Annotated in this window: 11 protein-coding genes and 3 tRNA genes; all 14 read right to left on the bottom strand. The window is 67.5% G+C overall.

Features of this window, described 5'->3' with window-relative positions:
* Positions 1 to 6: 6 nt before the first annotated feature.
* Positions 7 to 1,317, bottom strand: a complete 1,311-nt coding sequence (gene nuoF / locus BKE38_RS04705) for an NADH-quinone oxidoreductase subunit NuoF (protein WP_076956211.1) — start codon at positions 1,315 to 1,317, stop codon at positions 7 to 9.
* A gap of 4 nt (positions 1,318 to 1,321) precedes the next feature.
* Complete coding sequence (locus BKE38_RS04700; RefSeq protein ID WP_076956210.1) at positions 1,322 to 1,981, bottom strand: complex I 24 kDa subunit family protein; 660 nt, start codon at positions 1,979 to 1,981, stop codon at positions 1,322 to 1,324.
* Positions 1,978 to 3,195, bottom strand: a complete 1,218-nt coding sequence (locus tag BKE38_RS04695; protein WP_076956209.1) for an NADH-quinone oxidoreductase subunit D — start codon at positions 3,193 to 3,195, stop codon at positions 1,978 to 1,980. Before BKE38_RS04695 ends, BKE38_RS04700 begins: the two co-directional genes overlap by 4 nt.
* On the bottom strand, positions 3,192 to 3,860 hold the full coding sequence (locus BKE38_RS04690; protein ID WP_408887417.1) for an NADH-quinone oxidoreductase subunit C: 669 nt from the start codon (positions 3,858 to 3,860) through the stop codon (positions 3,192 to 3,194). Before BKE38_RS04690 ends, BKE38_RS04695 begins: the two co-directional genes overlap by 4 nt.
* Positions 3,853 to 4,407: a NuoB/complex I 20 kDa subunit family protein gene (locus BKE38_RS04685; RefSeq protein WP_106409129.1), complete on the bottom strand. Its 555-nt coding sequence runs from the start codon at positions 4,405 to 4,407 to the stop codon at positions 3,853 to 3,855. Before BKE38_RS04685 ends, BKE38_RS04690 begins: the two co-directional genes overlap by 8 nt.
* 7 nt (positions 4,408 to 4,414) lie before the next feature.
* Positions 4,415 to 4,783, bottom strand: coding sequence for an NADH-quinone oxidoreductase subunit A (locus BKE38_RS04680; protein WP_076956207.1), 369 nt, complete (start codon positions 4,781 to 4,783; stop codon positions 4,415 to 4,417).
* Between the two features lie 224 nt (positions 4,784 to 5,007).
* A tRNA-Asp gene (locus tag BKE38_RS04675) sits at positions 5,008 to 5,084 on the bottom strand.
* Positions 5,085 to 5,436: 352 nt separating this feature from the next.
* Positions 5,437 to 5,508: transfer RNA gene (locus tag BKE38_RS04670), tRNA-Val, on the bottom strand.
* A 141-nt stretch (positions 5,509 to 5,649) separates the two neighbouring features.
* On the bottom strand, positions 5,650 to 6,084 hold the full coding sequence (locus tag BKE38_RS33600; protein ID WP_278247605.1) for an HU family DNA-binding protein: 435 nt from the start codon (positions 6,082 to 6,084) through the stop codon (positions 5,650 to 5,652).
* Positions 6,085 to 6,237: 153 nt separating this feature from the next.
* On the bottom strand, positions 6,238 to 8,655 hold the full coding sequence (gene lon, locus BKE38_RS04660) for an endopeptidase La (RefSeq protein WP_076956205.1): 2,418 nt from the start codon (positions 8,653 to 8,655) through the stop codon (positions 6,238 to 6,240).
* Between the two features lie 157 nt (positions 8,656 to 8,812).
* Positions 8,813 to 10,069: an ATP-dependent Clp protease ATP-binding subunit ClpX gene (clpX, locus tag BKE38_RS04655; RefSeq protein WP_076956204.1), complete on the bottom strand. Its 1,257-nt coding sequence runs from the start codon at positions 10,067 to 10,069 to the stop codon at positions 8,813 to 8,815.
* Positions 10,070 to 10,247: 178 nt separating this feature from the next.
* Complete coding sequence (gene clpP, locus BKE38_RS04650; RefSeq protein WP_076956203.1) at positions 10,248 to 10,889, bottom strand: ATP-dependent Clp endopeptidase proteolytic subunit ClpP; 642 nt, start codon at positions 10,887 to 10,889, stop codon at positions 10,248 to 10,250.
* 370 nt (positions 10,890 to 11,259) lie between these two features.
* Positions 11,260 to 12,597: a trigger factor gene (gene tig, locus BKE38_RS04645; RefSeq protein WP_076956202.1), complete on the bottom strand. Its 1,338-nt coding sequence runs from the start codon at positions 12,595 to 12,597 to the stop codon at positions 11,260 to 11,262.
* Positions 12,598 to 12,643: 46 nt separating this feature from the next.
* Positions 12,644 to 12,728: transfer RNA gene (locus tag BKE38_RS04640), tRNA-Leu, on the bottom strand.
* Positions 12,729 to 12,919: the final 191 nt, after the last annotated feature.

Genomic DNA, 12,919 nt, shown 5'->3' with positions numbered 1-12,919 from the left:
GCTCGCTTACTCCGCCGCCAGCGGCATCGCGCCGCCGTGCTTTCTGGCGTGATAGTCCCGGATGCGCTCTTCCATCAGCGGGCGGAAATGCCGGATCAGGCCCTGCACCGGCCAGACGCCGCCATCGGCCAGCGCGCAGATGGTGTGGCCTTCGATCTGCCGCGTGACGCTTTCGAGCACGTCGATCTCGGCGAGCTCGGCGCGGCCCTCGACCATGCGGTCCATCAGGCGCTTCTGCCAGCCCATGCCCTCGCGGCAGGGGGTGCACTGGCCGCAGCTCTCATGCTTGTAGAAATGCGCCAGCCGGGCGATCGCCTTGATGATGTCGGTGGACTTGTCCATGACGATCACGCCGGCGGTGCCCAGGCCCGACTTGTGCTCGCGCAAAGCGTCGAAATCCATCAGCACGTCGTCGCAGATATGCTTGGGCAGCAGGGGCGTGGAGGACCCGCCCGGGATGACGGCCAGCAGGTTGTCCCAGCCGCCGCGCACGCCGCCCGCATAGCGGTCGATCAGCTCCCGCATCGGGATGCTCATCTCGGCTTCGACGTTGCAGGGCTTGTTCACATGGCCCTGGATGCAGAAGATCTTGGTGCCGACGTTCTTCGGGCGGCCGAAGCTGGAGAACCAGCTGGCGCCGCGCTTCAGGATGGCGGGAACGACGGCGATGGTCTCGACGTTGTTCACGGTGGTCGGGCAGCCATAGAGGCCGACGGCGGCCGGGAAAGGCGGCTTCAGCCGCGGCATCCCCTTCTTGCCCTCGAGGCTCTCGATCAGCGCGGTCTCTTCGCCGCAGATATAGGCGCCGGCGCCGCGATGCACGTAGAGGTCGAAGTCCCAGCCCGAGCCGGCGGCGTTCTTGCCGAGCAGGCCGGCCTCATAGCACTCGTCGATCGCGGCCTGCAGGACCTGGATCTCGTTGTAGTATTCGCCGCGGACATAGATGTAGCCTGCATGCGCGCCCATGCCGACGCCGGCATAGAGGCAGCCCTCGATCAGCAGATGCGGATCGTTGCGGATGATGTCGCGGTCCTTGCAGGTGCCCGGCTCCGACTCGTCGCCGTTGACGACCAGGTAGGAGGGGCGCCCGTCCGGATTGGACTTCGGCATGAAGGACCACTTCATGCCGGTCGGGAAGCCGGCGCCGCCGCGGCCGCGCAGGCCGGACTGCTTCATCTCCTCGATGATCCAGTCGCGGCCCTTGGCGATGATCCCCGCCGTGCCGTCCCAGCTGCCGCGCCGCCGCGCATCCTTCAGGTTCCACGGATGCAGGCCGTAGAGGTTGGTGAAGATGCGGTCCTTGTCGCTCAGCGCCATGGTCTCACTCCTTCCCCGCATCAACCATCGGGATGTCGAGCACCGTCTCCGGCCCGCCGATCGGTGCGCTGCCCTGGCGGCCCTTCATGCTGCCCGGGGTAGGCCGCTCGCCGCGCTTCAGCGCCTCCAGCAGCGTGACCGTGGTCTCGTAGTCCATGTCCTCGTAGTAGTCGTCATCCACCTGCAGGATCGGCGCGTTGACGCAGCCGCCCAGGCACTCCACCTCGGTCATGGTGAAGAGCCCGTCCTCGCTGGTGTCGCCATAGCCCTTGAGGTGGCCATGCTCCTTGCAGGCGCGCAGCACCTCGTCCGAGCCGCGCAGCCAGCAGGGCGTCGTGCCGCAGACCTGCAGGTGGAACCGGCCGATCGGCTTGGTGTTGAACATGAAGTAGAAGGTGGCCACCTCATAGACGCGGATCGGCGCCATGCCGAGCCGCTCCGCGATGGTGTCCATGGCGATGCGCGGCGTCCAGGCGCTGCCGGTCAGGCGGCCCATCTGCTTCTGCGCAACATAGAGCAGCGGGATGACGCCGCTGGCCTGCTTGCCCTCGGGATAGCGCGCCAGGATCCTGGCGATCTGCGCCTCGCTCTCCGCGTCGAAGGCGAAGCTCGCCGGCTCCTCGTGCGTATGGGCCGGGTGAGAATGAGAATGCGGGGCGCTCACCGGTCGATCTCTCCGAAGACGATGTCCAGGCTGCCGATCACGGAGACGGCGTCGGCCAGCATGTGGCCCTTGGACAGTTTCTCCATCGCCTGCAGATGCGCGAAGCCGGGCGCGCGGATCTTGCAGCGATAGGGGCGGTTGGTGCCGTCGGCGACCAGATAGACGCCGAACTCGCCCTTCGGCGCCTCGACGGCCGTGTAGGTCGACCCCTCGGGCACGTGGTAGCCCTCGGAATACAGCTTGAAGTGGTGGATCAGCGCTTCCATCGAGCGCTTCATCTCGGCCCGCTTCGGCGGCGCGATCTTGCTGTCGGCCACCTTGATCGGGCCGCTCGGCATCTGCGCCAGGCACTGCTTGATGATCTTGTGGCTCTCGCGCATCTCCGCGATGCGCACCAGGTAGCGCTCGTAGCAGTCGCCATGGCTGCCCACCGGGATCTCGAAGTCGAGCTGGTCGTAGATCTCGTAGGGCTGGCTGCGGCGCAGGTCCCAGGCGCAGCCCGAGGCGCGGATGCACGGCCCGGTGAAGCCCCAGGCCATCGCCTCCTCGGCGGTCATGATGCCGATGTCGACGGTGCGCTGCTTGAAGATGCGGTTGCCGGTCAGCAGCCGCTCGATGTCGTCGACGAAGGTCGGGAACTGCTCGGCCCAGGCGCTGATCCGGTCGGTCAGCCCGGCCGGCAGGTCCTTGGCCACCCCGCCGGGGCGGAAGTAGTTGGCGTGGTAATGCGAGCCCGAGGTCGCGTCGTAGAATTCCAGCAGCACCTCGCGCTGCTCGAAGCCCCAGAGGCTCGGCGTCGTCGCGCCCACATCCAGCGCATAGGTGGTGATGTTCAGGATGTGGTTCAGCACGCGGCTGATCTCGGCGAAGAGCACGCGGATATACTGGGCGCGCAGCGGCGCCTGGATGCCCAGCAGCTTCTCCGTCGCCAGCGCGAAGCAATGCTCCTGCGCCATCGGCGCCACGTAGTCGAGGCGGTCGAAATAGGGCAGCGCCTGCAGGTAGGTCTTGTGCTCGATCAGCTTCTCGGTGCCGCGATGCAGCAGGCCGATATGCGGGTCGGCACGCTCCACCACCTCGCCCTGCATCTCCAGGATCAGGCGCAGCACGCCATGCGCCGCCGGATGCTGCGGACCGAAATTGATGGTGTGGCTGTCGATCTCGACGGTGCGGGTGCCGCCCGAGGCCGGGGTGTCGTCGGTGCTGAGGCTCATTCGCGGGTGATCCGGTTGAGATGCACCTTCTCGTCGCCGGGCAGCGTCGTCATGCCTTCCCAGGGCGAGAGGAAATCGAAATTGCGGAATTCCTGGGTGAGCTTCACCGGCTCATAGACCACGGCCTGGCGCTCGGGGTCGTAGCGGACCTCGACGAAGCCGGTGAGCGGGAAGTCCTTGCGCAGCGGATGACCTTCGAAGCCGTAATCCGTCAGGATCCGGCGCAGGTCCGGCTGGCCGTCGAAGACCACGCCGTACATGTCCCAGGTCTCGCGCTCGAACCAGGTGGCGGAGGGCCAGATGTCGCAGATGCTGGCCACAGGCGTCGCCGCATCGGTGGCGACGATCACCCGGATGCGGTGGTTCAGCGCCATCGACAGCAGGTGGTAGACCACGTCGAAGCGCTCGGCACGAGTCGGCCAGTCGACGCCGCAGACATCGACGCAGAGCTCGAAGGCGAAGCGCGGATCGTCGCGCAGCATCAGCATGGTCGCGTGCAGCGCCTCGCGGCGGATGCGGATCTCGACCTCGGCGCCGCGGGCGATCTGGCTGTCCAGCACCACGCCCCCGGGCAGGGAGGCGAGAACGGCGGCCAGCAGCGCCTGCTCGGGCGTCGGCGGCGGCGGGGGCTCGGCCGGCGCGACGGCGGTATCGTTCTCAGCCACGCAGGATGCTCCCCGTCCGGCGGATCTTCTTCTGCAGCTGCAGGATGCCGTAGACCAGCGCCTCGGCCGTCGGCGGGCAGCCGGGCACATAGACGTCGACCGGCACGACGCGGTCGCAGCCGCGCACCACGCTGTAGCTGTAGTGGTAGTAGCCGCCGCCATTGGCGCAGCTGCCCATCGAGATGACCCAGCGCGGCTCGGCCATCTGGTCGTAGACCTTGCGCAGGGCGGGCGCCATCTTGTTGGTCAGCGTGCCGGCCACGATCATCACGTCCGACTGCCGCGGCGAGCCGCGCGGGATGACGCCGAAGCGGTCCAGGTCGTAGCGGGGCATATAGGCATGGATCATCGGCACCGCGCAGCAGGCCAGGCCGAAGGTCATCGGCCAGAGGCTGCCGGTTCGGGCCCAGTTCACCACCTTGTCCAGGTTGGCGACGACAAAGCCCTTCTCCTCGATCTCGCCGGAGACGCCCTTGATCACGGCGTCCTGGTCAGCCCCCGGCGGCAAGGCCTGCTGGTTCCAGGCCAGCTGATTGCTCGCGCTCATGAGCCGATCACTCCCAGTCCAGGGCGCCTTTGCGCCACTCATAGATGAAGCCGACGGTCAGCACGCCAAGGAACGCCATCATCGACAGGAAGCCGAGCCAGCCGATCTGCCCGAGCGAGACGGCCCAGGGGAATAGGAAGGCGACCTCGAGGTCGAAGATGATGAACAGGATGGCGACCAGGTAGAATCGCACATCGAAGCGGCGGCGGGTGTCGTCGAAAGGCTCGAAGCCGCATTCATAGGCGGAGACCTTCTCCGCATAGGGCTTCTGCCGGGCCGCCAGCACGCTGCCGCCGACCATCGCGATGGCGATGCCGCCGGCAATGGCCAGGAAGACCAGGATCGGGAAATAGTTCGCCAGCAGGGGCTGGGTCATGGTGCGTCCGTCCTCGGGCCCGGGGCCCAACAGGGCCGTGCACAGGGGAGCACACGGCCAGTCACGCCGCGGGGCATGCCGCAGCGCAACGCTGGGCGGACATTACCTCCCAAGCGCCCGGATCGCCATAGCCCGCAGGGCATTGCGGAACATTGAAAGATGGATAGCCGCCAAGACAAAAACGCCGCCCTGGAAGATCCAGGGCGGCGTTTTTGTAGTACGACTGGCGCGAGTGACGGGGCTCGAACCCGCGACCTCCGGCGTGACAGGCCGGCGCTCTAACCAACTGAGCTACACCCGCTTCCGTCGTGGAGGGGGAATTACGGCCCAGCGCCCCTGCTGTCAACGACCCAAAATCATCTTTTCGGCGATTGATATGACAGAGAAATGGCCCAGCCGAGGCTTTCCGGCGAAGCGGCCGTGACGGCGCCGGGTTCCGGCCTGGAAATGCTGGGGATGCGGCGCAGGGGCGTCTCATCGGGCGGCGAGAAACGGGTGGACGAGAGGAAGATGGCCAGGCTGTCACGCCGCGCATGACAGGACGGCCGGCCTTCTTCCGGTGTGGCGCCGCGCCTCACCTGGATCGTCGCGCGACCGGCGCGGGCGAAGCGTCCCGCCTCCCCCCCCCCTGATGATCCGAACGGACAGAAGAATGGGCGCTGACGGATTCGAACCGCCGGCATCCTCGGTGTAAACGAGGCGCTCTACCGCTGAGCTAAGCGCCCTCAGCGTGGCGGCTGTTTAAGGGGAAAAGCGGCCCCATGGAAAGCGGGGCCGCGCATCGGGCAGGTCAGCGGCCTTCTGCCGCGAGACCTGCCCCTTCCAGAGGCCGGTGCGGGCGCGCTGGAGCGCCCGCGCGGCAGAGCTCAGGTCAGGCCGTCCTTCAGCGCCTTGCCGGCCTTGAAGCGCACCGTGGCGGAGGCGGCGATCTCGATCTCCTCCCCGGTGCGCGGGTTGCGGCCCTTGCCGGCCTTGCGGCGGGAGGTGGAAAAGGTGCCGAAGCCCACCAGCCGCACCTCCTGCTTGCTCTTCAACGACTCGCTGATGGCATCGAACACCGCATCGAGCACCTCGCCGGCCTTGGCCTTGGAGAGCTCGCCGGTCTCTGCGACGACCGCGACGAGATCCTGCTTGTTCACGTGGTCCTGTCCCCCGACTGTCTCGATAGCTGTCTCTGGATGGCGGCCACCGCCTTCTGGCGGGTCCACCTTGGGCGGTTCCCTGGGCCGAGAGTACCGCAACGGGCCGCCTGGCGGAATTCTCCCACCGGGCGACGACGAAGGGTGCGCCCGACCGGGCATCCCGCTGACGGCCTCAGTCTCAACCGCTTGGTGCGGCTTCGCAACGGCTTCGCTCGGGGACCGCGTATAAAAACTTGTGCGATGCCCATGAAAAAAGGGCCAGGAAGATCCTGGCCCTTCGGTTCCGACGAGGCCTCTCGGGCCCCCGCCAGGTCAGTGCGGCAGGCTGGCCGGGGAACTGGCCTTGCCGTCGGCGGCCTGCGGCGCGGCCTCCTCCGGCTCGCTCCAGTCGATGGCCTCCGGCGCGCGGACCAGGGCCTTGTTGATCACCTCGTCGACATGGGCCACGGGGTTGATGCTCAGCCCCTTCTTCACGTTGTCGGGGATCTCGGCCAGGTCCTTCTCGTTGTCCTTCGGGATGAAGACCGTCTTGATGCCGGCCCGCAGCGCGGCGAGCAGCTTTTCCTTCAGGCCCCCGATCGGCAGGACCCGGCCGCGCAGGGTGATCTCGCCGGTCATGGCGACATCCTTGCGCACCGGGATGCCGGTCAGGATCGAGACGATCGAGGTCGCCATGGCGATGCCGGCCGAGGGGCCATCCTTGGGCGTCGCCCCTTCCGGGACGTGCACATGGATGTCGCGGCGGTCGAAGGTCGTCGGCTTGATGCCGAAGCTGATCGCCCGCGAGCGGACATAGGACAGCGCCGCCGAGACACTTTCCTGCATCACGTCGCCGAGCTTGCCGGTGGTCTGCACCTTGCCCTTGCCCGGGACCATGACGGATTCGATCGTCAGGATCTCGCCGCCGACCTCGGTCCAGGCCAGGCCGGTGACGACGCCCACCATGTCCTCGGACTCGGTCTCGCCATAGGTGAACTTCTTAACCCCGGCATACTTGTCCAGGTTCTTGCGGTTGATCGCGACCTTCTTGGCCTTCTTGGAGACGATCTCCTTGACCGCCTTGCGGGCCAGGCCGCCGACCTCGCGCTCCAGGTTCCGGACGCCGGCCTCGCGCGTGTAGTAGCGCACCAGATCGAGCAGCGCGTCGTCGGTGACGCTCCACTCGCCCTCCTTCAGCCCGTTCGCCTCGGTGACCTTGGGCACCAGGTGGCGGCGGCAGATCTGCACCTTCTCATCCTCGGTGTAGCCGGGGATGCGGATGATCTCCATGCGGTCCAGCAGCGGCTGCGGCATACGCAAGGAGTTGGCGGTCGTGACGAACATCACGTCCGACAGGTCGTAGTCGACCTCGAGATAGTGGTCGGCGAAGGTCGAGTTCTGCTCCGGATCCAGCACCTCCAGCAGGGCGCTCGACGGGTCGCCGCGCCAGTCGGCGCCGAGCTTGTCGATCTCGTCCAGCAGGAACAGCGGGTTGGAGGTCTTGGCCTTCTTCATCCCCTGGATGACCTTGCCCGGCATCGAGCCGATATAGGTCCGGCGATGGCCGCGCACCTCCGCCTCGTCGCGCACGCCGCCGAGCGACATGCGGACGAAGTTGCGGTTGGTCGCCTTGGCGATGGACTTGCCCAGCGAGGTCTTGCCGACGCCCGGCGGGCCGACCAGGCAGAGGATCGGGCCGCGGATCTTCGGCGAGCGCGACTGCACCGCCAGGTATTCGAGGATCCGCTCCTTGATCTTCTCCAGCCCGTAGTGGTCGGCATCCAGCACCGCCTCGGCCTTGGCCAGGTCGTTGCGGACCTTCGACTTCTTCTTCCAGGGGATCGACAGGATCCAGTCGAGGTAGTTGCGCACCACCGTCGCCTCGGCGCTCATCGGCGACATCGAGCGCAGCTTCTTCAGCTCCGCCATGGCCTTGTCGCGCGCCTCGGGCGACAGCTTGGTGGCCTTGATCTTGGCCTCGAGCTCGGCGGATTCATCCTTGCCGTCCTCGCCCTCGCCCAGCTCCTTCTGGATCGCCTTCAGCTGCTCGTTCAGATAGTACTCGCGCTGGGTCTTCTCCATCTGCCGCTTGACGCGGTTGCGGATGCGCTTCTCCACCTGAAGAACGCCGATCTCGTTCTCCATATGGGCGAAGACCCGCTCCAGCCGCTGCGCGACGGAGGCGATCTCGAGCAGCTCCTGCTTCTCGGAGATCTTCAGGTTGAGGTGGCTGGCGACGGTGTCGGCCAGCTTGGCCGAATCCTCGATCTGGTTGATCGAGACCAGCACCTCGGGCGCGATCTTCTTGTTGAGCTTGATATACTGCTCGAACTGGGACACGACCGTGCGGGCCAGCGCCTCGATCTCGGGCGCCTCGGGCTGCTCCTCGTCGAGGGCGGCCGTATAGGCCTCGAAATACTGGTCGGTCTCCTTGAAGCCGAGCACGCGGGCGCGCTTGCCGCCTTCGACCAGCACCTTGACGGTGCCGTCGGGCAGCTTCAGCAGCTGCAGCACGGTGGAGACAGTGCCCACGTCATAGAGATCGGCGGAGCCGGGATCGTCCTGCGCGGCGTTGCGCTGGGCGACCAGCAGGATCTGCTTGTCGTCGCGCATCACCGCCTCGAGGGCGCGGACGCTTTTCTCGCGGCCGACGAAGAGCGGCACGATCATATGCGGGAAGACGACGATGTCGCGCAGCGGCAACACCGGCAGCAGCTCACCGCTCGTCAATTCGGGTTTCTGTTCCGCCATAGGGGACCTCACTCAGGACAGTCGGCGCAGGTCCGCCCGGTCATCGGCACGGCCCCGAACCACGGGCGTCATTCCCATGAAATGGGGCCGGCAGGGCGCCGGGGCAAGCCATGCGGCCGAAGCCGACAGCCCCCCGGGCACCGCTGCCGGGTTCGGCTCATGCGGAAGACTGCTCCGCCGCCCGTTCACCATAGATGAACAACGGGGCGGCGCGGCCTTCGGCCACCTCCTTGTTCACCACCACCTCCTCGACATCCTCGAGCCCCGGCAGGTCGAACATGGTGCCGAGCAGGATGCCCTCCATGATCGAGCGCAGGCCGCGGGCGCCGGTCTTGCGCTGGATGGCGCGGCCGGCGACCGAGCGCATGGCGTCCTCGGTGAAGGTCAGCTTGGTGGCCTCCATCTCGAACAGGCGCTGGTACTGCTTGACCAGGGCGTTCTTCGGCTTGGTCAGGATCTCGACCAGCGCCTTCTCGTCCAGGTCGTCCAGCGTCGCCACGACCGGCAGGCGGCCGATGAACTCGGGGATCAGGCCGAACTTCAGCAGGTCCTCGGGCTCGACCTCGCGCAGGATCTGGCCGGTGCGGCGCTCGTCCGGACCGCGGACCTCGGCGCCGTAGCCGATGCCGCTACCCTTGCCGCGACCCGCGATGATCTTCTCCAGCCCGGCGAAAGCGCCGCCGCAGATGAAGAGGATATTGGAGGTGTCGACCTGCAGGAATTCCTGCTGCGGGTGCTTGCGCCCGCCCTGCGGCGGCACGGAGGCGACGGTGCCTTCCATGATCTTCAGCAGGGCCTGCTGCACGCCCTCGCCGCTCACATCACGGGTGATGGAGGGGTTGTCGGACTTGCGGCTGATCTTGTCGACCTCGTCGATATAGACGATGCCGCGCTGCGCCCGCTCGACATTGTAGTCGGCCGCCTGCAGCAGCTTGAGGATGATGTTCTCGACATCCTCGCCGACATAGCCGGCCTCGGTCAGGGTGGTGGCGTCGGCCATGGTGAAGGGCACATCGAGGATGCGCGCCAGGGTCTGCGCCAGCAGCGTCTTGCCCGAGCCGGTGGGGCCCACCAGCATGATGTTCGACTTGGCGATCTCGACTTCGCCGGTCTTCGCGCCATGGGCCAGGCGCTTGTAATGGTTGTGCACCGCGACGGAGAGCACCTTCTTGGCGTGCTCCTGCCCGATCACGTAGTCATCCAGCACCTTGCAGATCTCGCGCGGGGTCGGCACCCCGTCGCGGGACTTCACCAGGTGCGTCTTGTGCTCCTCACGGATGATATCCATGCAGAGCTCGACGCACTCGTCGCAGATGAAGACCGTCGGGCCGGCGATGAGTTTGCGTACCTCGTGCTGCGACTTGCCGCAGAACGAGCAATACAGGGTGTTCTTTGAGTCGCCGGACTTGCTCATGCGCGCTCCTGGACCCCCCGGCGAAGGGCCGGGCGATCTTGCGGGACTGTAGCCCCCCTGTCATCTGGGGGGAAGTGGAACGGAAACAGGGCGGCCCGCGCCAGCCCCGCTCCCGCCAGGCGGGCCGGGCGGGGAAGCCGGGCCGGGTTTCTCGCCCGGCCCAGGGCTTCCGCCGCCGTCACCCCTTGGCCAGCTCGGCGGGGGTCGCCGGACGCTCCTCGACCACCTGGTCGATCAGCCCGAAGTCCCGCGCCTCCTCGGCGGACATGTAGCTGTCCCGCTCCAGCTTCTTCTCGATCTCCTCGATCGGCTGGCCGGTATGCTTCACGTAGATCTGGTTCAGCCGCTTGCGCAGCGACAGGATCTCCCGCGCCTGGATCTCGATATCGGTCGCCTGGCCCTGGGCACCGCCGGAGGGCTGGTGGACCATGATCCGGCTGTTCGGCAGGGCGAATCGCTTGCCCTTCTCGCCGGCGGTCAGCAGCAGGCTGCCCATCGAGGCGGCCATGCCGAGGCAGACCGTGCTGACGGGCGCGCGGATGTACTGCATCGTGTCGTACATCGCGAGGCCGGCCGAGACCACGCCGCCCGGGCTGTTGATGTAGAAGGCGATGTCCTTGTTCGGATTCTCGCTCTCCAGGAACAGCAGCTGGGCGCAGATCAGCGACGACATCTGGTCGTAGACCGGACCCGTCAGGAAGATGATCCGCTCCTTCAGCAGGCGCGAATAGATATCGAAGGCCCGCTCGCCCCGCGCGGTCTGCTCGATGACCATCGGGACGAGGTTGTTGTACAGTTCGACCGGATCGCGGTCCCGCATTGTGCATCCTCTCGCGGTGGCAGGGGGGCCGGATCCGCCGCGGGCCCTTTGCCGGCGGCCTTCCGGCGCCGGCCTGCCGCCGTCACCCTAACGCTTCGGGATTAACATGGGGCAGCCGGCGGCGGCGCGAAAGAGGGGGGCGCGACAATGCGGCGCCGAAGCCCCGCAAACCCGCCTTTCCTGCCCGGCGCCGGGCGCTCGGCGCGCCGCCGGCAAAGCCTGGCGCGCCATTCCGGGGCCTGGTCACCCCGGTCACCCCGGATCCCGGCCCCCGATATGGGGTGGCGCCGGCTCCGGCGGCATGCCGGCGGGCGGGGCCTGACCCGCCGCGCCGCGATGGCTTCCCCGGGCCAAGGCCCGGGGCGCAGGATCAGGCCGCGGGCTCGGCCGAGAGCTCGCCGGCCGGGACTTCCTTCTCGCTGACCTTGGCCAGCTCGAGCATGAAGTCGACCACCTTCTCCTCGAAGAGCGGCGCGCGCAGATTGTCGATCGCCTGCGGGTTCTTCTGGAAGAAGTCGAGGACCTGGCGCTCCTGGCCCGGATAGCGGCTGGCCTCGGTGCGCATGGCCCGGGTCAGCTCCTCGTTGGTCACCTGGATGTTGTTGCTGCGGCCGATCTCGGACAGCAGCAGGCCCAGGCGGATGCGGCGCTCGGCAATGGCGCGGTAGTCGCCCTTCAGCGTCTCCTCGTCCTTGCCCTTGTCCTCGTCGTCGAGCTTGCCTTCCTTCAGGTCGGCCTCGACGCGCTGCCAGATCTGGCCGAACTCGCTGTCGACCATCGAGGGGGGAACCTCGAAGCTCGCCTGCGCCGCCAGGGCGTCGAGCAGCTTGCGCTTGACGTTCAGGCGCGACAGCTGGTCGTACTCGCCCTGCAGGGACTCGGCGATCCGCTTCTTCAGCTCGTCCAGGCTCTCCAGGCCGAGCTTCTTGGCGAAGTCCTCGTCCACCGCGGCGGCGACCGGGGTCTGCAGCTTCTTCGCGGTCAGCTCGAACTGCGCCGGCTTGCCGGCCAGCTCGGCGGCGCCGTACTCGGCCGGGAAGGTCACGTCGACATGGCGGGTCTCGCCGACCTTGATGCCCTCGAGGCCCTCGGCGAAGCCGGGGATGAAGCCCGAGCCGCCGATCTCGACCGGCATGTCGGTGCCGGTGCCGCCCTGGAAGGCCTCGCCGACCACGCCATCCACCACGACGCGGCCGATGAAGTCGGTGACGACCACGTCGCCCTGGGCCGCAGCGCGGTCCTCGGTGACATCCTCCATGGCGCGGTTGCGGGAGGCGATGCCCTCCAGCGCCTTCATCACCTCGTCGTCGCCGACCTTGGCGACCGGCTTCTCCAGCTCGATCGCGGCGAAGTCGGGCAGCGGGATCTCGGGCAGCTGCTCCAGCTCGATCTTGAACTCGAGGTCGCTGCCGTCCTCGAACTTCACCAGCTCGATCTTCGGCTGCATGGCCGGGCGCAGGCCGCGCTCATCGACCACGGTCTTGGTGATGGACTGCACCTGCTCCTCGAGCACCTCGCCCATGATCGAGGCGCCGTAGCGCTGCTTGACCACCGCGGCCGGCACCTTGCCGGGGCGGAAGCCCGGCAGCCGGATCTCCTTCGCCAGCGACGCCAGACGCTGATCGCGCGCCGCGGCGATGTCCGCCGCCGGAACCACCACGGTAAAGCCCCGCTTCAGCCCCTCGGCTGCCAGCTCGGTCACCTGCATCGCCACACCATGCTCCTGAAGAATCAGTCTCGTGCCGGAGGGCCGGTGGTGCGGGCGGAGGGATTTGAACCCCCACGGCTTGCGCCACTGGAACCTAAATCCAGCGTGTCTGCCAGTTCCACCACGCCCGCGAACGCAGTCCCGGCGCTTCCATAAGCCGGCGCGTTTAGCGCAAGGGGGCCGGCATTGAAAGGGCGGACCGCAATCGGCGCCGTCATCCGCGCCCGCTTGCGCGCCCGCTTGCGCCGGGCCGCGGCCCCGGCCACAGAAGGGGGACGACGCCAGAGGCCCCGCCATGAGCACCACCGCCACCCCCCTGCCC

This window comes from Teichococcus deserti, assembly GCF_001982615.1.
Lineage (GTDB): Bacteria > Pseudomonadota > Alphaproteobacteria > Acetobacterales > Acetobacteraceae > Pseudoroseomonas > Pseudoroseomonas deserti.
Note: the sequence above shows the minus strand (reverse complement) of the source record. Positions and strands in the feature narration are given on the sequence as shown.